Source organism: Streptomyces sp. NPDC047000, from assembly GCF_040644295.1.
In the GTDB taxonomy this organism is placed as follows: Bacteria; Actinomycetota; Actinomycetes; order Streptomycetales; family Streptomycetaceae; genus Streptomyces.
In genome coordinates this window covers 1-17,553 of sequence record NZ_JBEYWE010000051.1, presented here as the reverse complement: position 1 = coordinate 17,553, position 17,553 = coordinate 1, and the positions used below count along the sequence as shown (strand labels likewise).

The window sequence follows — 17,553 nt, the reverse complement described above, 5'->3', positions numbered from 1 at the left end:
CAGCCCGCCACCATGCGCGTACCGCATGACGACGTCGTACCGCAACGATCAAGAACCGTCACGGGCCACCAGACTCCGCGAGTTCAACCTGAGTACCACGTTCCACGCGAGCGAGATACGACCGGGGTGGGTGCCCCCTATACTCCGGGACGGCGATGCTCTCCCGGCTGACAAAGAATCCCCAACCGGCGCCCGCCGCTTCTCAGCGGCCAGTCCTGCACCCCGCTGGACCATCCCATCTGCGGAGCCAAAGATCACGAAGCATCATCAGGGGTTCAGTCGCCTTCACCCGTCCGGTCTTCCCCTTGCCTGTGGTCTGCGGATGGAACGCAGACCCTTGGGCTTTTCCCCCGAGCTCCGCACCGAGCCGTTACCGACACCGCACGTCGGGGTGGGGACTGACCCTGAGCACTGGCCAGGAATACGCTGCCGACGTCAGCCGTCGGGCCTCTGACCAGCGCATTCACTCATCTCGTGCAGCATCGTGTCGCACCTCCTTCTTCTTGGTGTCCACGCCGATGACCGGCTGCTTGTCCGCGAGGTACGCCGTGACCTGGTCGTTGATGTAGCGGAACTGGGCGTCCCGGTCCGGATGCCGGGCACCTTCGGTGGTCCTCGAGGTGCCCTGCAAGGAGAAGCCCTCCGCCTTCAACAGTGCGGCCACCGTGTCCGCAGCGACCCGGTGCCCCTGGCGCGTCAGCTCGGCCGCCAGATTCCGGGTGGACCTCACCGTCCACAGCAGCGGAGATTCCGGGTCGCCGCGCTGGTCCGGCTCGACCAGCGCCAGCAATGCGGGCACCAGCCCCGGATCGGCCTCCCGCAAGGGCTTCCGACCCGCGCCCGGTGCCCGGACCCGGCCGGCGGGCTCCTCCGCGTGCTCCAGCTCCCGCTTCCCGCGCGACACCGTGGACTCCGCCACCCCGGCCGCTCCGGCCACCATACGGATCCCGCCATGGCCCAGAACGCGGGCCGCGGCGCCCAGCGTCAGTCGCTGCTGGCGCTCATCGAGATGCGGCAGCAACAACCCGAAAACATCCACCAGCTCTGCCTTCGTCCCCTCCGACACCCCCGCATCCTACGACCCAACAGCTCACGAAAACCTAAGAGTTATTGATCGGCAAATCCCAGGGTCCCTTGCATGATCGAGGTCTGTCCGGGTTCATCCGGTGAGGCCGAGGGCGGTCAGGGGTCTGTGGCAGTCGCGGGCGGTGTGGCGTAGGGCTGCGGCGATGTCGGTGTGGCCGTCCTGGCGGTGGATGCCGATGGTGAGGTTGCGCAGGCCGGCCATGATGCGGGGGAGGCGGCCGGCGTGGATTGTGGAGTCGTCCTCGCGGAAGGTGCGGTCGCGGACGTGGTGCAGAAGGTTTTCGATCTTCCAGTGCCCTCTGGTCCAGGCCGCGAGCTGGGGGCCGCTGCGCCCGCCGGTGAAGACGGCCGGGGAATACGTGGTGTCCGGGCCCTGTGGCGACCTGCTGCTGGTGGACCGCTTCACCCTCCCCTGCTCCCGCCGCGCCTGACCCGCCGGCGGGGGCCGGTCCTCCGGCTTGACTTCGAGAGCGCTCCAAGTCCTAGCGTCGGAGGCGTTCGTCAGCCCTCGAGGTACCGCCCGGTCCGCTGGGCAGCAGGAGTATCCGCGCATGATCACTCCAACCACGCTCGGCTCGCCCGGTCTCACCGTCAGTACGATGGGCCTGGGGTGTATGGGGATGAGCGAGAGCTATGGCGCCGCCGACTGGGACGGCGGCCTGGCCACCATCGACCGGGCCCTGGAGCTGGGCATCACGTTCCTGGACACCGCCGACGCCTACGGCACCGGGCACAACGAGGTGCTGGTGGGCCGGGCCGTCCACGGCCGCCGGGACCAGGTGCAGCTGGCCACCAAGTTCGGCATCGACCGCAGCGCCGGCGACCGGGCACGCCGCATCCGCGGTGCCAGGGACTACGTGCTGCGCTCCTGCGACGCCTCGCTGCTGCGGCTGGGCGTCGAGGTGATCGACCTGTACTACGTCCACCGCCCGCCCCAGGACGTGGAGATCGAGGAGACCGTCGGGGCGATGGCCGAGCTGGTCGAGGCGGGCAAGGTCCGCCATCTGGGCCTGTCCGAGGTCGACGGCGAGCTGCTGCGCCGGGCGCACGCGGTGTACCCGATCACCGCGGTGCAGAGCGAGTACTCGCTGTGGACCCGCGACGTCGAGGCGGTCACCCCGGTGATGGCCGAGCTGGGGGTCGGGCTGGTGCCGTACTCGCCGCTGGGGCGGGGGTTCCTGACCGGCACCCTGGACCGCTCCACGCTGGGCGAGAAGGACTTCCGGCGCACCAACCCCCGCTTCGCCGGCGAGGCGGGCGAGGCCAACGAGAAGATCGCGCAGACCGTGCGCGAGGTGGCCGACCGGCTGGGTGCGACCCCGGCCCAGGTGGCGCTGGCCTGGGTGTACGCCCAGACCGAGCGGCTCGGGGTGGCGGTGGCGACCATTCCGGGCACCCGCAGCCCTGCCCGGCTGGAGCAGAACGCGGCCGCGCTGGAGCTCACCCTGGACGCCGAGGCGCTGGCCGCGCTGGACCCGCTGAGCGACCAGGTGGCGGGCGAGCGCTACACCTCCGCGCACACCGCTGAGGTCGCTCGGGGTTAGAAACTGTTCTCTTTCCGAATCTCTTGCGAGGGTTTCTGCTGGTCAGGGGTGGTGTCGTCGGTGCTGCGGGAGTCTGGGGCCGGTAGTGGTCCGAGACGATGCGGGGGTGGCGGATGCCGTCGATGCGGGCGGTCCTGGAGGCACGGCAGAAGGACGCGGTGGTCCGGGTGGAGGAGCTCGGTGCCGAACTGGAGCGGGTACGGGCGGCTCTGGCGGATGCGGAGGAGGTGCTCCGGCGTCGGGTGACCGGCTTGCAGGAGTATCTGGAGGCGCTTGCGGAAGCGGACGCTCCCGCGGTGCCGACGGGTGATCCGTCGCCCGGGAAGCCGGTGCGGCCGGTCGGACCGCGCAGAGCGGTGCCTCACCGTGAGGACGCGGCCGGGGTGGAGGTCCTGGCGGTGGACCACCAGGCGGTGATGGCCGCGGCCGGGGAGGCGGGATCCGACGGGCTGGGTGCCCGGCAGGCAGCGGTGGTGCTGGGCTGGGACAGCGCGTCCGCCTCGCGGGTCGAGGGAGCGCGGGCCCGGCTGAAACGGCTGGGGGAGCGGGGCTGGCCCGTCGAGGAGAGACCGGGCCGGTTCACGCTGCCGGCACCGGAGCACGACGGAGTTGGCGGGCGGCGAGGCGGCGGCTCATGATCATGGTCATCGACCACAGGACGACGGCCTCACCGGTGTCGGTGCGCCGCTCGTAGTCACGCACCAGACGCCGGCTGCGCAGGAACCGGGGCTGCTCGGACGGTGCCCGTCAGGCGGGGGCGGCGCTTCTCGCGTACATCAACTTCCTGGTGCCGTAGGCCAGATGGGCTGTGCCGTCCTTGCCGAACGCGAGGGATGGCCAACCGTCGCCGGTGGCAACCGGCTGGCTGGTCCACTCGCCGGTGAGTGTGCGCCTGGCGAGGACGACTTGACCGTTGTCGAGGTAGGCGACGAAGAGGTTCTGGTGAGGGTTGCCGGCTGCCGACGGGTATCGGGGGCCGTTGGTGACGTTACCCCCCGCGACCACCTCGATCCTCGGAGGCAGACCCGACAGTTCGTTGACCCAGGCGTGGACGGTGCGGGACTTGTGGTCGGCGTAGGCGATGAGCGCTGGGCCAAGGAGCCCGCGGGCCATGGACACGCTTTCGGCCGCGACGAAGTCTTTGTCGATCACCTGGCTGTCGAAGTCCGGCGGCCGGGTGTCCGTCACATCGCTGGGCAGTTCCCGTGCCAGCTTCAGCGGCTCCCTGATGGCGGGCGCGCCGGTGTCGGAGCCCTGGAAGTAGGCGACGGTGAGCCCGGCGCTGCTGTCGAAGGCCAGAGAGACGCCGTTCCTGGTGTCGCTCGATACGTCGACGCTGCTGATCTGCCACGACCCGCCGGTCTTCCTCGCCACGCGCAGGGCATCTCCCTGGAACGCGTCGCGGAACGCGACTGTCGGGGTGTCGGCGAACGGCGGGTCGTGCAGATTCGGCTCGATCTGCATCGAGACGTCCGCGACGTCGCGCACGGCGATCCCGCCCTCGGTTGGGATCTCCTCGAACGACCAGATGCCGTTTCCCCTGGTGGCGAAGATCGCATGGTCGGTGCTGCGGTCCCGGTAGGCCAGCCGCGGAATGCCCTGCGAGTCGAACCCCAAGCTTATCCGCACGGTGTCCGGTGCTGCGGTGCCGCCGGTGTTCTCCCGCGACCATTGACCGTTCTGCCGACGGGCCACCATCACGGCGGGGTTGGCCTCAGAGCCGGATAGATAGGCGATGGCGGGATCGCCATTGCCGTCCACGGTCAGGAAGGACTGGCCGAGGATGATACCGGAGTCGTCGACGGTCTCAAAAGTGAACTGGGTGGCTTGGGTGGTCATGACGAAGATTCCCCTTTTCTGTGTGGGGGGCTTCGGGTTCGACGCCTCGGAGGGAGCCGCGGGCCTGTCATGTCTCTTCTCAGGTTAGGACGCCTGTCGGCGGCCCGCAGACCCATCACCGCCCGATGCTGGCGGCCGAGAAGTCCACTGCACGGGGCGTTCACCAGGCGATGAAGGCTGGTGGAGGAGCTCAAGCGCCGTGTTGAAAACCCGCTCCTGGCCTCATGTCGGCGTACACGTGAACCTTAGGTCGTACGCCGACACCACCCTGGTCCTCGAGCCTGGCATCCCGGATGCCGAGCACCTGACCTCGGTCGCGGACCGACTGGGCCTGGCGGTGGCCCGGACGGCACGACAGCCGTCCTCACCGGGGCCGTGCCCCGGTGAACCGGTGAGGACGTTTCGGCACGAAGGCCCTCACCCAGATGACCGCCCGGGACACGGCGGACGCCCGTTCCTCCGGGGACCGGCCGGGGAGGAGACGGGCGTCTGGTGGGGTGGAGCGGGTGCGGGGTCAGGAGGTGCGGCCGGTGCGGAGCATGCCCCGGCGGGCGGCGGAGCGCAGGTAGAAGACGGTCGGGATGCTGCACACCAGGATGGCGAAGAGGCCGGCCTCGGGACCGAAGGCGCCGCCGGTGAGGGCCTCGGGGCCGGTGAGGACGCCGTGCAGCAGGCCGGTCTGGGCGTCGTCCGCGCCGGACACGGTGACCCCGAAGATGCCGCTCTCCGCGAAGTTCCAGCCGAAGTGGATGCCGATGACCAGCCAGATGTTGCGGGTGGCGGTGTAGACGGCGCCGAGCATCAGACCGCCCTCGATGGCGATGGCGAGCGCGCCCCATATGGTGGCGCCGGGGTTGACCAGGTGGAGACCGCCGAAGACGACGGCGGAGACGATCAGGGCCGCACGGGTGCCGAAGCGCTCCTCCAGCAGCCGGAAGGCGACGGCCCGGAAGAGCAGTTCCTCCAGCACGGCGGGTGTCAGCATCGCCCCGAACACCGTGATCAGGCCGAGCACGGAGACCCCGCCCTCGGTGCCGTAGGAGCCGAAGAGGACGACGAAGAACAGGGTTCCGGTGAAGAGCGCCAGTCCGAGCAGAGCGCCCCGGCTCAGCGAGGGCTTCGCGTCGTCGGGGGCGAGTTCGGTGACCGGCCGCTGCTCCAGGTGGCGGACGAGGTAGGCGTACAGGGCGAGCCCGGCGACCGAGACGACCACACCGAAGAGCAGGGAGAGGACCGGGTTGGTCCCGGCCAGGGCGCGAACTCCGCCGCCCACCGCGGTCGCCACGAGGAACGCCGGGGCCATCACGGCGAGCCGCGTCCACATGGAGCGGACGGGCCGCTGCGGTGTGAGCGGGGTCTGGTCGAAGAGGTCCTTGACGGACTGCGTGGTGAGCTTCAGCGAGGTCATGCCCCAGACACTAGGTTCGGGGCCCACCCCGCAACGTCGCCCTGCGGTGGACACTCGCGTGTAGCTCTCGAGGGGGACACGGCACCCTCCGCGGGGGGGCGCGGGGCGGGGACGGCCCGGTTCATTCGGACGCGGAGACCAGCCCGACCCGGTGCGCCAGCACCACCGCCTGGACCCGGTCCCGCAGATCGAGTTTGGTGAGGATGCGGGAGACGTACGTCTTCACGGTCTCGCGGCTGAGTACCATCCGGTCGGCGATCTCGGCGTTCGACAGCCCCTCGGCGACCAGCAGCAGCACCTCCGTCTCGCGGGGCGCGAGCATCGCCAGCCGCTCCGGCACCGTGTTCCGGCCGCCGCGCGGGGCGTCGTCGTCCGGGCGGATGCGGTCGGCGAACCGGCCCACCAACCGCCGTGTGACGGACGGGGACAGCAGGGAGTCGCCGGCGGCGACGGTGCGGATGCCCGCGACCAGTTCGCGGGGCGGGGTGTTCTTGAGCAGGAAGCCGCTGGCACCGGCCCGCAGCGCCTCGTACACGTAGGAGTCGAGGTTGAAGGTGGTGACGATCAGCACCTTCGCCGGTTCGGTGGCGTCGGGTCCGGCGAGCTGCCGGGTCGCCTCGATGCCGTCGAGGACGGGCATCTGGATGTCCATCACCACGACGTCCGGCCGCAGCCTGCGGGCCGCCTCGACCGCGGCCAGCCCGTCGGCGGCCTCGCCGACGACCTCCAGGTCGGGCTGGGCGGAGAAGATGGTGACATAGCCGGTGCGCACGAGTTCGTGGTCCTCGCAGACCAGGACCCGGATCGGGGGCGGAGTGGTCATGCGTGGTCTCCGGTGGGGATGCGGGCGAGGACGCCGAAGCCGCCGTCCGGCCGGTGTCCCGCGGTCAGTTCGCCGCCGAAGACCCCGACCCGCTCGCGGAGTCCGACCAGACCGTGACCGCCACCGCGGCCCACCGGTCTGACCGCCCGGGCGGGAGTACGGCTCGAAGCCGCGGTGCCCTCCGTGATCACCTCGATCTCCAACTCGTCGTTCCTGTAGTGGACGTGCACGTCGGTACGCCGTCCCGGCGCGTGCTTGAGCGCGTTGGTGAGGGACTCCTGGACCACGCGGTAGACGGTGAGTTCGACGGCGGAGGCCATCGGGCGGCGCTCGCCGTTCTCGGTCAGCTCCACCGGCAGGCCCGCCGCGCGGGTCTTCGTCACCAGGTCGGAGAGGCTGCCCGGGACGGGGGAGTGGTCGCCTGGCGGGCCGTCGACCGCCTTCAGCACGCCCAGCAGGTGCTGGAGGTCGGTGAGGGCGTACCGGCCGGAGTCACCGATCGCGCCGAGCGCGGTGACGACCTTGTCGGGGTGGTCCTCCAGCAGGAACTGCGCCGCGTCCGCCTGGACCACCATGGCGGTCACATGGTGGGTGACGACGTCGTGCAACTCCCTTGCTATTCGTGCCCGTTCCTGGGCGGTGGCGGCGTCGATGCCGAGCCGGCGGCGCTCCTCCTCACCGGCCCGCCAGGCCCGTACCGTCCGCCCGGCCGTCCAGAAGACCGCCAGGATCAGGTAGATGAGGACGAGGTCGGCGACGGTGCGCGGGGACCCGCGGTGGTGCAGTGCGATCGCGTACGACACGAACAGGGCGGTCCCGCCGGCGGCCGCGGCCAGCCGCGGGCGCCGTCCGGCGGGCCCGTGCGGGGTGTGCGCGCCGACGGCGTAGAGCGCCGCGTACAGCGCCGCGCTGGCCGCGGTCCCCGGGTAGGCGAGGAGTTCACGGGCGGCGAAGGCGAGCGAGATCACCGCCAGTGAGGCCACCGGACAGAACCGGCGCAGGGCGAGCGGCAGCCACAGCAGCCCGGTCAGCACCAGGCCCAGCGGGTCGTACGGCCGCCCCTTCAGGTCGCCGAACTCCGCGCCGATCATCGCCGTCAGCGGCGAGAACGCCACCGGCGCGAGCAGCACGGTGACCACCGAGTCCCGGACCAGCGGGGAGTTGGTCTGCCAACGCGCCACGGCCGTACGCGCGTTCGCGGCGAGTGAGAACACCTTCGCTTGGATCACGGCCAGAGCCTAGCCGGGGTCGCGACGGGGCACCGGCCGGTGTTCCGGACGACGCGGGCGCCCCCGGACCGACGCCCCGTGCCGAGGTCCGCCGGTCGTCTGTGCCGGTCCGTCGCCGTCTCGAATGCGGGTGGGGGAGCGGGGCGGCCGGCCTCTTTGCCGATCCGGCGGCGCGGGCGGGGGATGAGCGCGAGCGGTTCCTCCAGATGTCGGTGGACAGCAAGCGCCGCACCCCGCCGACGTCGTGCTCTGGTGTCGGCGGGGCGCGGTGCGAGGCGGTCGGCCGGCCTGTCCGGTCCTCGCGCACCCGCGAACGGGGTGGGCGAGGACCGTGAGCCCGGCCGCGATGGGACGGTCGGCTGCCGGGGTGGTCCACTGGCGAAGAGGCGGTGTTCTGACCGTGCGCTGTTCGGTCACTCCCCGACCGTGGCTGTACGCAGAAGCCGTTGGGGGCCGTGCCCCGCGACGTGGTGTAGGGGATCAAGCGTTCCGCGTTCCGGTTGGAGGCCCGTGGCGATCTCCGTCGAGGCAGCTGTCCGCGAAGCGTCCCGGTGAAGTCGGGTGAACACCCGAGCCGACAGCGCCACCAGCTCCGACCTGCGGATTCCGGTGCCTTGATCCCCTAGACCACCGGGCGGGACGCCACCCCGTCGGGGGACGTCCCCGCCGTCAATTCACCTCTGGCCCGAACCGACGCTTGTACGCCGACGGAGTGATGCCCGTCCCGCGACGCATCAGCGTGCGCAAGTTGGCAGCGGTGCCCAGCCCGCTCCGCCGTGCGACCACCTCAAAGCGTGACTCGCCCCGTTCGATCAATCGGCAGGCCAAGGCAAGCCGCTCTCCCGTGAGCCACATCAACGGGGTCGTTCCCATCTGTGCCCGGAAGCGACGATGCAGCGTCGCAGGGCTGACCGCTGCTTGTGCCGCAAGGTCTGACACCGTGAGCGGTGAATCGAGCCGTTCCTGCGCCCAGGCCAGGACGGGTGCCAGGGACTCGTCGGGGAAGTCGGGCATGGGACGCTCCACGAACTGCCGCTGCCCGCCGTCCCGGTGCGCCGCGAAGACCAGTCGCCGACTCACGGAGTTGGCGATCTCGGCGCCGTGGTCGCGGCGGACCACATGCAGCCCGAGATCGAGTGCGGCCGCGCTTCCCGCAGCGGTGAGGATGTCACCGTCATCCACGAACAGCACGTCTGTTTCGAGGTGGACAGCAGGGAACCGGGACCGGAAAGAAGCCGCCCACTGCCAGTGGGCGGTGGCCCGCCGCCCGTCGAGCACGCCGGCCTCGGCCAGAGTGAAGGCGCCACTGCAGAAGCCGATCAGGCGTGCGCCACGCGCGTGCGCCCGCCGGACGGCGTCGAGCACAGCGGGCCGGCGGGGCACCCCGACATCGGGGCGGTTGGGGACGATCAAGGTGTCCGCCGCATCGGCCGCTTCCAAGCCGGCGACTCCCGTGAGCGTGAAGAATCCGTCTCGCATCGGGGTGCGGGGCTCGGGGGAGCAGAGCCTGAAGTCGTAGAGAACGCGGCCGATCTCCGGCCTGCGGAGGCCGAAGACCTCGGTTGCACAGCCGAGCTCGAAAGGGTTCGAGTTCTCGTCCACGATCACGACCACCCGGTGCATGCCCGCCGCGTGAGCTTGATGCGAGGATTCTTTCGCCATGTGCAATTCCTAGCACTCACACTGCCCCTGCGAAACCGCGGAGGATGAGCCCATGAGTAACCAGCCCATCCCCCTCAGCCAGGCTCTGGCCTCCTTCGATGCGTTGTGGAGCCCCCGCATCGTCACGCGCGTCAACGAGTACGACGTCCGGATCGCCAAGGTCGCAGGCGAACACATCTGGCACGCCCACGACGACACCGACGAATTCTTCCTGGTGCTCGACGGGGAGCTGCACATCTCCTTGCGTGAGCCCGAGGGCGAGCGCACGGTCCTGCTTCCGCAGGGAGCGGTCTTCACCGTCCCCGCTGGTACCGAGCACAAGCCGTACGCACCGTCCGGTGCCGCGATCCTCATGTTCGAGCCGACCGGGACACCCACCGTGGGCGACCGCCACGATGAGATCCCCGATCACGTGGATGCAACGACTGGACACGCCCTCAAGGCCTGAGGGGACAGGCTGCATCGGCAGTCGACCACCCCGGGGCAGACCTTCCCGACGCGTGATGCGGACTTCCTGCGCTCGGAGGGTGCTGTTCGAGGAACCCGATGCCGCCGAACTCGATGGGCAGGAGGTTGACGGGCAGCCCCCGGGGGCAGTTGGCTGGAGTGGGTCGCCGATCGGGTCGCGTTGCCGGGGCTCGGCCGGATCACCCCGATCCTGGGGGCGAAGACGGTCTGGCAGACCGTCGGCCGGTAGGTGCGATGCGGGCGGCCTCGAAAGCGAAGACGCCGCCGCGCCGCTGCCGGCTGTGGACGGACCACTTGGTGGCGGCGGCTTCAGGGGCTGACGGTCCCGGTGCTCCGAGCGGCGTCACTTGTGACGTCCCCGGGCAGCGGCTGTTCGGTCCAGATGCACTTCCCGGTCGGCGTGTAGCGGGCTCCCCACCGGCTCGCCATCGCCGCGACCAACTGGAGGCCACGGCCCCCTTCGTCGGTGTCCGCGGCCCGTTGGATGCGCGGCATCGTCTGGCTTGCGTCGTACACCTCGCAGGTCAGCTCGTCGCCGTAGAGCAGCCGCAGCTGGATCGGCCCCCGGCTGTGCCGGACGACGTTGCCGATGAGCTCGCTGACCAGGAGTTCCGTGGTGAACACCAGGTCGTTGAGGCCCCAGGCCGCGAGCTGGTCACGCACGTGCCGACGGGCCCGGGAGGCGGCCTGCGGTTCATCGTGGAGCTGCAGGGCCGATATCCGGTCGGGCGGCAGAGCGTGCAGGGCGGCCACGAGGAGCGCCGCGTCGTCGGGAGCCTGCTGTGACAGTGCGAGGAGACGGGCGGTAAGGGTCTGGCACAGGTCCTCCAGCCCGGCGGCGGAGGCGAGGCCGCCGCCCTTGCCGGCCTCGCTCAGGAGCTTGGCCAGCTCCGCCATGCCGGTGTCGATGTCCCGGGCGGACGACTCGACCAGGCCGTCCGTGTAGAGAACGAGGACGCTTCCCTCGGGTACGGCGATCTCGACCGTCTCGAAGGGAGGCTCCGCCGCGCCCAGCGGCGGGTCCGGGTCAGGGTGGGGAAACAGGACGGTGCCGTCGGGGTGCAGCAGGGCCGGCGACGGGTGCCCTGCGCTGGTGATCGAACAGAGCCGTGTCGTGGGGTCGTAGAGCGCGTACAGGCATGTGACGTAGGAGGCATCACCCATCTCGTCCACGATGCTGTTGAGGTGACTCATGATCTCGTCAGGAGGAAGTTCCAGGTCGGCCAGGGTATGCACGGCCGTGCGCAGCCGTCCCATGGTGGCCGCTTCGGGCAGGCCATGGCCCATGACGTCACCGACGACGAGCGCGACCTGGTTGCCGGAGAGCGGGAGGACGTCGTACCAGTCGCCGCCCACGGCGGCGCCCTGCCCGGCCGGCAGGTACCGGGCGGCAGCCGTGCAGGCAGGAAGAACGGGGAGCTTCTGCGGAAGCAGGCTGCGCTGGAGTTCCCGTGACCGGGACGATTCGACGTCGTAGAGCCTGGCCCGTTCCAGAGACTGCGCGACCAGGGCGGTGACCGTGGTCATCACGGCGCGCTCCTCGGGAAGGAGGACACGCGGCTGGTCGAAGGAGATCACGCACACTCCGAACGAGCGGCCGGAAGCTGTGAGCGGGAGGAATGCCCAGGCACGCTTGTCGTCCTGCGCGTCGAGCCGCGTGGTTGCGGGGTAGCGCGCGATGAGCTCCTCGGGCGTGGAGAAGAACAGTGCCTCGCCGAGCACGATCGCGTCCCAGGCGGGATCCCGGCTGTCCTGGTCGCCCAGGGGCCGGTGGTCGATGGCGCTCAGGAACGCCTCGGAGTATCCGGTGGCGCCGACGCGGTTCAACCGGTCGTGTTCGATGACCTGTACCAGAAGGCCGCTGGCGGCGAACGGGAAAACGAACCGTCGGGCGACCGCGTCCACCACGTCCTGAGAAGTGACGGCTCTGGCCAGATCGGCGTTCAGCTCGGCGATCCGGGCCGCCCGGCCGGCGGCGGCGTGCTCGGAAGCCCTTTGCTCCTCCGCCATGCGCCGTCTCTCGGTGACGTCGTTGAAGTACAGGGTGTGCCCGTCGGGCCCTGGGACCAGCCGCAGGCGGAACGTGAGATCCGAGTCCGGCATCCGCACGTCGGACTCCCAGGGTTCCTCCCCGGCCGCCGCCCTGCGGCACCGGTCCTCCAGGGCCGATGCCTGCCAGGCGGACGCGATGTCCCAGAGCAGCCGGCCGGCCAGTTCCTCCTCCGGGAAACCGAGCATGTGCTCCGCCGCGAGGTTGGTGAAGATGATGTGCCACTCGGTGTCCGTGGCGACGAACCCGTCGCTCATGTGGCGCAGTGCCCCTCCGAGGGCGTCCCGGGCCGAGCGGGGCTCGTTGCTCTCCCAGCCCACGCCGACCATGCGCAGCGCCTGCCCCTGCTCGTCGTAGGTGGCCCTTCCCCGGGCCTGCGTCCAGCCGTACGTGCCGTCGAGGCGCCGCACCCGGTACTCGGCCTCGTAGACGGTGTGCTCGGCTATCGCCCGCTGGGCCGCCGCCAGTGTGGGAGGCAGGTCATCGGGGTGGACGATGCGCATCCAGTTCTCGATGTTGCCGGTGAAATCGGCCGGCCGGGTGCCGTACAACTCCAGCGCCGCCTCGTCCCAGACCAGGTCACCCGTGCGGATGTCCCAGTCCCACGAACCGACCTGGACCTCCTTCAGCGCCTGCCGCAGCCATTCGCCGCTCGGCGCCCTGTGCGTCGGCCGGGACGGCTGGGGAGCGTCTGAGATGCGGTCCTCTGCCCAGGCGACGACAGCACGCAGGAACTCCCACTGCTCCCCGGTCGGCTCGCTCTCATCCGCCGTGACCACGCTCAGGGCGCCGATGCCGCGCCCGCCGCCGTACAACGGCACGGCCGCCAGGCCGCCGCCGGAACGTGAGCCGTCGGCCTGCGGCCCCTCGCCCCCTCCGGCGCCCGCCGGACCGCCCGCGAAGTGCGCCGGCCCCCACACGCAGCGTCCTTTCTGAAGGGCGCGGGCAGGAGCGAGCGGCCCCTCCTGGTCGAGGATCTCCCACCTCTGGGACAGGGCGCGGGGCAGACCGGCGACCGACACCAGACGCAGCGCGGACATCGGCCCCCGCAGGTGCACAAACCCGCCCAGGGCACCGAGCTCGCCCATGGCATGGTGCAGGGCCAGCTGGAAGATCTCGCTCTCGGTGGCACCCGGAGGAAGCGCGCGAAGAAGGCTGAAACGTTCCTTCATGGAGCAAAAGTACCGTGGACGGGAGTGCCCCGGTCCCGGCCGGCCGATCGATCACGGTACGTCACCGCAATCCCCTCGGCCGGCTAGGGTCAGCCGTTTCGGGCGACTCCGTGCTCCGTGACCGCGAAGAAGTCGTCGACGAGCCGGGCGGCCTGCACGTCCTGGTTGGTCCTGCCCAGCACGGCGGGCGACCTGACCGGTCCCGGGACGGTGTGTCCGCCGCCGTGCACCGTGTAGAGCACCACCGGCGGATGGCCGTCCTGCCGGTATTCCGTACGCTCGACCGAGGTCTTCCGGGACGAGGCCGGCAGGCTCCGGGTGGCGGGCTGGACGGTGATGCCGTTGCGGGCGGCGAAGTAGGCGGCCGTCCCGGGCATGGAACGGCTCCGTCCGCGGGTCTGGAAGACCTTTTTCGCCCACCACGTCTTCTCGCCGCCGCCGTACCCGACGATCGGGTCCTTCGTCCCGTGGATCAGCAGGACCGGCAGGGGTGCGGGCGGCGCGTCGTTCAGCAGGAAGTCTTCCGGCTCCGGCATGGTCGCCGCGATCACTGCCGCTCCGGCGAGGAGTTCCGGCGTCTCGTGGACCAGGCGCATCACCATCAGGCCGCCGTTGGAGTAGCCGACCGCGAGAACCCGGCCGGGGTCGATGCGGTGGCTCCGTGCCAGTCTGCCGATCAGTGCACGGGTCAGACCGACGTCGTCGATGTTCTTCTTGCGGGCCGCGAAGGAGATCTCCCGGCGCGCGTCGTTCCACTTGCGCCGGTAGCCGTCCGGATAGACGACCACCGCCGCACCGCTGTCGGCCAGAGCGTCGTACGCGCGACCGGTGAACTTCTGGTGCGCCGCCCCGGTCTGTCCCGACCCGTGGAAGACCATGACGAGGCTTCGCCCGGGCTCGCTGTCGGCCGCCCCCACGACCTCGTACGTCCGGCGCATGCCGTTCACCTCGATGCTGTCGCGCATCGCCGCCTCCTCCGAATCGGATGGATCATCCGTTTCACCGTAGCAGATACGGATTGGTTATCCGGTAAGCTGGCGGACATGGCCCCCGCCCCGCTGCGTAAGGACGCCGCCCGCAACTGGCACAAGATCGTCGAAGTGGGCCGTCGGCTCGCGGACGACGGGGCCCGGATCCAGCTGAACGACGTCGCCCGGATCGCCTCGGTCGGCGTGGCCACGGTCTACCGCCACTTCCCGACGCCGGAGGCGCTGGTCGAAACAGTCGCCACGCCCGGCCTGCAATCGCTGGCGCAGCAGGCCGAGCGGGCCCTGACCGGCGACGACCCCTGGACCGGCCTGCGTGACTTCCTGCACGCGGCGATCTCGGCACAGACGACCGACGCGGCCGTCGCCGCGGTCCTCGCCGCACCGCAGCACGTCCTCTCGTCGACCACGGAGCTCATGCAGCAGTTGACACGGCTGTTCGGGGAGCTGCTCGGCCGTGCACAGGCCGCCGGCACCGCCGACCCGGCCCTGACACCGGCCGACATGGCCCCACTGATGTGCGGCGTGGCCTTCGCCGCGAAGGTGCGCCCGGCCACCGGTGCGGCTGGCCGCGCCGCCAACGCCCGCCGCTACCTCGACGTCCTTCTGGAGGGTGTGCGGACCAAAGGTTGACAAGGCATCGCGTGTGCGGCACCGCCGGTCAGGGAACCCGCTGAGCCCCGCCTGCCAGGCCGGAGACGAAGCTGACCGCGGTCACCGTGACGTTTCTCCACCGCGAGCGGGGGCGGACCTGGGAACCCCAGGTCCTGAAGAACAGCCCACCGGCCGGCCCGGCCGGTCATACCTTGCCGTCGTGCGAGATCCGGACAGGTACGGGTGTCTGGGGAACAGGAAGGAAGCTGTCCGGCCGGAGTGCCGGGCCGACGGGAAGCGTGGCGGGGATGATCGCGCCACCCCTCCCGCGGGCCGGGGGCTTGGATCAGTCCCGCGGTGGGTCAGACAGTCCGGTCGCGTAGTTGCCGGGCGATCCGGGCGACGCCGAGCGTCCCGCAGGCCGCGTCCCGTACCAGGGCGACGTATACCTTGGTGCAGCACTTTCTGGCCTGGCCCAGCACATAAGCGGATCTATGGGAGGGCTGTTCATCGGAGACTTCGACGGCTACGCCTCAATTGCTACGTGTATGTCTGGAAGTCCCGGCGATGCCGCGTGGCAGGGCTTTGGTGTTTGCTCGCCGAAAGTGTCGAAGAAGCAGGTCTGCCCTTACCCGCTGTGATTTTGCAGGTTGCTGGTGCAGAACCGTTGCCTCGTTCGCCGTGCGCACATCGAATTCCGGCGCCGCCGCAGGACGGCTTGAAGACTCAACCAAGCGTGTCCCCAACCGGGTTCGGAGTTCTTTCGGGTTGGCATGTAGCTTGGCCTCAGCTCGGGAGACCGCACGGCCGGGTAATGCGGCTGTCCTGTCAAGGTCCTGTAATCGTGAAGGTCAGGTATGGGAAGATTAGGATCCGTTGTCGCCGCCACTGCCGTGATATTCGCCGGCATGTCGGCCGTGGCGAGCCCTGTCGCCCAGGCGGACACATCGCTCCGGTACGTCGCTCTCGGGGACTCGTACGCGTCCGGGGTCGGAGCGGCCCCCTACGACCCCGCCTCCGGTGACTGCAAGCGCAGCCCGGAGAACTACCCGCACCCGTGGGCGGCCGCTCACCCCGCGCTCCCGCTGACGGACGTCACTTGCAGCCGTGCGACCGTCGCGGACGCGCGCGGCAGCCAGCTCTCCGCCCTGAATGACGCGACCCGGCTCGTCACCATCACCGTCGGCGGCAACGACGCCCGGTTCACCTCCGTGGCAACGACATGCCTGACCGGGAGCGACGCGGACTGCGTGGCCGCCACGCAGTCCGCGTCCGCCTACGCCAAGACCCAGATGGCCACGGACCTCGCAGCCCTCTGCACCGACATCAGCGCCCGCGCACCGCAAGCCCTGACCGTCGTGCTCGGCTATCCGCACGCGGTCGCCGACACCGGGACGTGCGACGTGGTCGACCTGGGCTCCGTCAAGCGCACCGCCGTGAACGGATTCTCCGACGCACTCGCGGAAGGCACCAAAGCCGCGGTCTCCGGCAAGTTCGCCTATTTCGTCGACATGTGGGATCAGTTCAGCGGCCACGGTGCATGCGGCAGCGACCCGTGGGTCAACGGCGTCGATCTCGCCGAACCGACCGCGACCTTCCACCCCAACGCGGCCGGTTGCACGCTGGGCTGTACGGCGAAGCTCAACAGCATCTGGTGACACCACGGCGGCCCGGGCCGCCGTGCTCCGGGACGCCCGATCTGCGGTGGCCCCCGGGGTGACGTACGGACGTCCAGGGAAAACATGGGCGCTCATTTCACGAGGAATGGTTTGGATGACAGTCACTTCCATCAGGACACTCAGCGATCCGGTTCTGCGGGAGCAGGCCAAGCCGATCACCGAATTCGACGGTGAACTGCGCACCTTGGTCAAAGACCTGCGTGACACCCTGGAAGACAGTCGTGGTGCGGGTCTGGCCGCGCCCCAGCTCGGAGTCGGATTACGCGTGTTCGTCTGGAGCCCGAAACTGCCCGGCAGCGGTAGCGATCTGGACCATCTGGTCAATCCCGTCGTGGAATTCCCGGACGAGGAGGAACAGGACGGTATGGAGGGATGCCTGTCGGTTCCCGGCGTCTACCTGGACACCAGGCGCCGGATGAACGTCGTGGCGAAGGGTTTCACCATGCAGGGCGATCCGGTCCAGGTGGTCGGCGACGGACTGCTGGCACGCTGCATCCAGCACGAGACCGATCACCTGGACGGCATACTGTTCATCGACAGACTGACCCCGCAGATGCGGGACAACTGGATGGCCACACTACGCGCGGCTGACTGGTTCGACGAGGACCTCCTGACAAAGATCAAACAGTCACCCCACCAGTAGGCCGGGGCGGCCGGGGCCTCCCGAGCGGACTCGGACAGGAAGAACTGCAGCCGCTGCACCTCCGGCGCTCCCGCGCCCGTCACCGGCTCCGCCCCGGCCAGGCAGATGATCGTCTTGTTCCGCTCGCGGGGTGCCGGCAACCCGGTCGGGTACTCGCGAAATCCGCGCTGCTGGGCCAGTCTGACGAAGAGGTCGTCGAATCGGGCGGCGTACTCCTCCAACGGCCCCGGCGCGGGCGGACACGGACGTCGGGCGGTCATTTTCACCCCCCGGCAGGCCCGCGTTCGACATAATTCGGCGGGCTGGAGGGGCGAATCTGAGCTTTGACCTGGGCAGATATGGGTGGGACCGCCTGGAGGGCGTTTCTCTA

Annotated in this window: 13 protein-coding genes and 2 pseudogenes; 6 read left to right on the top strand and 9 right to left on the bottom strand. The window is 70.1% G+C overall.

Annotated features, from left to right (window positions below; all coding sequences use genetic code 11):
* Positions 1-490: 490 nt before the first annotated feature.
* Positions 491-1,039 (bottom strand): annotated as a pseudogene (locus ABZ862_RS37580) (ISAzo13 family transposase); the annotation flags it as partial.
* Between the two features lie 120 nt (positions 1,040-1,159).
* A pseudogene (locus ABZ862_RS37575) lies at positions 1,160-1,405 on the bottom strand (ISAs1 family transposase); the annotation flags it as partial.
* Positions 1,406-1,637: 232 nt separating this feature from the next.
* Between ABZ862_RS37575 and ABZ862_RS37570 the strand changes: the two are divergent.
* On the top strand, positions 1,638-2,630 hold the full coding sequence (locus ABZ862_RS37570) for an aldo/keto reductase (RefSeq protein ID WP_360968851.1): 993 nt from the start codon (positions 1,638-1,640) through the stop codon (positions 2,628-2,630).
* Positions 2,631-2,752: 122 nt separating this feature from the next.
* On the top strand, positions 2,753-3,268 hold the full coding sequence (locus ABZ862_RS37565; protein WP_360968854.1) for a hypothetical protein: 516 nt from the start codon (positions 2,753-2,755) through the stop codon (positions 3,266-3,268).
* Positions 3,269-3,377: 109 nt separating this feature from the next.
* Here ABZ862_RS37565 and ABZ862_RS37560 read toward each other — a convergent pair whose 3' ends face one another.
* From ABZ862_RS37560 to ABZ862_RS37540, 5 genes are all read right to left on the bottom strand, one after another.
* Positions 3,378-4,469, bottom strand: coding sequence for a hypothetical protein (locus tag ABZ862_RS37560; protein ID WP_360968849.1), 1,092 nt, complete (start codon positions 4,467-4,469; stop codon positions 3,378-3,380).
* A 514-nt stretch (positions 4,470-4,983) separates the two neighbouring features.
* The gene (locus ABZ862_RS37555; protein ID WP_360968846.1) at positions 4,984-5,877 is read right to left on the bottom strand and encodes a CPBP family intramembrane glutamic endopeptidase; all 894 of its coding nucleotides are present in this window, start codon (positions 5,875-5,877) and stop codon (positions 4,984-4,986) included.
* Positions 5,878-5,998: 121 nt separating this feature from the next.
* Complete coding sequence (locus ABZ862_RS37550; protein ID WP_360968843.1) at positions 5,999-6,700, bottom strand: response regulator transcription factor; 702 nt, start codon at positions 6,698-6,700, stop codon at positions 5,999-6,001.
* Positions 6,697-7,929 (bottom strand): histidine kinase, encoded by a 1,233-nt coding sequence (locus ABZ862_RS37545; RefSeq protein ID WP_360968840.1) that lies wholly within the window; start codon positions 7,927-7,929, stop codon positions 6,697-6,699. The genes ABZ862_RS37550 and ABZ862_RS37545 overlap by 4 nt, the downstream gene beginning before the upstream one ends.
* A gap of 669 nt (positions 7,930-8,598) precedes the next feature.
* On the bottom strand, positions 8,599-9,591 hold the full coding sequence (locus tag ABZ862_RS37540) for a helix-turn-helix domain-containing protein (protein ID WP_360968837.1): 993 nt from the start codon (positions 9,589-9,591) through the stop codon (positions 8,599-8,601).
* A gap of 52 nt (positions 9,592-9,643) precedes the next feature.
* Here ABZ862_RS37540 and ABZ862_RS37535 point away from each other — a divergent pair, with 52 nt between their 5' ends.
* A complete protein-coding gene (locus ABZ862_RS37535; protein ID WP_360968835.1) occupies positions 9,644-10,039 on the top strand; it encodes a cupin domain-containing protein in 396 nt (131 codons plus the stop codon).
* A gap of 329 nt (positions 10,040-10,368) precedes the next feature.
* Here the strand turns inward: ABZ862_RS37535 and ABZ862_RS37530 are convergent, their stop codons facing one another.
* Together ABZ862_RS37530 and ABZ862_RS37525 are read right to left on the bottom strand one after the other, a co-directional pair.
* A complete protein-coding gene (locus tag ABZ862_RS37530) occupies positions 10,369-13,281 on the bottom strand; it encodes a SpoIIE family protein phosphatase (protein WP_360968832.1) in 2,913 nt (970 codons plus the stop codon).
* An 89-nt stretch (positions 13,282-13,370) separates the two neighbouring features.
* Positions 13,371-14,246: a PHB depolymerase family esterase gene (locus tag ABZ862_RS37525; protein WP_360968829.1), complete on the bottom strand. Its 876-nt coding sequence runs from the start codon at positions 14,244-14,246 to the stop codon at positions 13,371-13,373.
* A gap of 78 nt (positions 14,247-14,324) precedes the next feature.
* Between ABZ862_RS37525 and ABZ862_RS37520 the strand changes: the two genes are divergently transcribed.
* The 3 genes from ABZ862_RS37520 (at position 14,325) to def (ending at position 17,183) form a co-directional block, all read left to right on the top strand.
* Positions 14,325-14,900: a TetR/AcrR family transcriptional regulator gene (locus ABZ862_RS37520; RefSeq protein WP_360968826.1), complete on the top strand. Its 576-nt coding sequence runs from the start codon at positions 14,325-14,327 to the stop codon at positions 14,898-14,900.
* Positions 14,901-15,769: 869 nt separating this feature from the next.
* Positions 15,770-16,519 (top strand): SGNH/GDSL hydrolase family protein, encoded by a 750-nt coding sequence (locus ABZ862_RS37515; protein WP_360968823.1) that lies wholly within the window; start codon positions 15,770-15,772, stop codon positions 16,517-16,519.
* Positions 16,520-16,634: 115 nt separating this feature from the next.
* The gene (def, locus tag ABZ862_RS37510) at positions 16,635-17,183 is read left to right on the top strand and encodes a peptide deformylase (RefSeq protein WP_360968820.1); all 549 of its coding nucleotides are present in this window, start codon (positions 16,635-16,637) and stop codon (positions 17,181-17,183) included.
* Positions 17,184-17,553 lie beyond the last annotated feature (370 nt).

Bases quoted from the DNA above. Each gene is read 5' to 3' on its own strand.
- ABZ862_RS37570 (WP_360968851.1), top strand. From the start codon at position 1,638: ATGATCACTCCAACCACGCTCGGCTCGCCCGGTCTCACCGTCAGTACG.
- ABZ862_RS37565 (WP_360968854.1), top strand. From the start codon at position 2,753: ATGCGGGCGGTCCTGGAGGCACGGCAGAAGGACGCGGTGGTCCGGGTG.
- ABZ862_RS37560 (WP_360968849.1), bottom strand. From the start codon at position 4,469: ATGACCACCCAAGCCACCCAGTTCACTTTTGAGACCGTCGACGACTCC.
- ABZ862_RS37555 (WP_360968846.1), bottom strand. From the start codon at position 5,877: ATGACCTCGCTGAAGCTCACCACGCAGTCCGTCAAGGACCTCTTCGAC.
- ABZ862_RS37550 (WP_360968843.1), bottom strand. From the start codon at position 6,700: ATGACCACTCCGCCCCCGATCCGGGTCCTGGTCTGCGAGGACCACGAA.
- ABZ862_RS37540 (WP_360968837.1), bottom strand. From the start codon at position 9,591: ATGGCGAAAGAATCCTCGCATCAAGCTCACGCGGCGGGCATGCACCGG.
- ABZ862_RS37535 (WP_360968835.1), top strand. From the start codon at position 9,644: ATGAGTAACCAGCCCATCCCCCTCAGCCAGGCTCTGGCCTCCTTCGAT.
- ABZ862_RS37530 (WP_360968832.1), bottom strand. From the start codon at position 13,281: ATGAAGGAACGTTTCAGCCTTCTTCGCGCGCTTCCTCCGGGTGCCACC.
- ABZ862_RS37525 (WP_360968829.1), bottom strand. From the start codon at position 14,246: ATGCGCGACAGCATCGAGGTGAACGGCATGCGCCGGACGTACGAGGTC.
- ABZ862_RS37520 (WP_360968826.1), top strand. From the start codon at position 14,325: ATGGCCCCCGCCCCGCTGCGTAAGGACGCCGCCCGCAACTGGCACAAG.
- ABZ862_RS37515 (WP_360968823.1), top strand. From the start codon at position 15,770: ATGTCGGCCGTGGCGAGCCCTGTCGCCCAGGCGGACACATCGCTCCGG.
- def (WP_360968820.1), top strand. From the start codon at position 16,635: ATGACAGTCACTTCCATCAGGACACTCAGCGATCCGGTTCTGCGGGAG.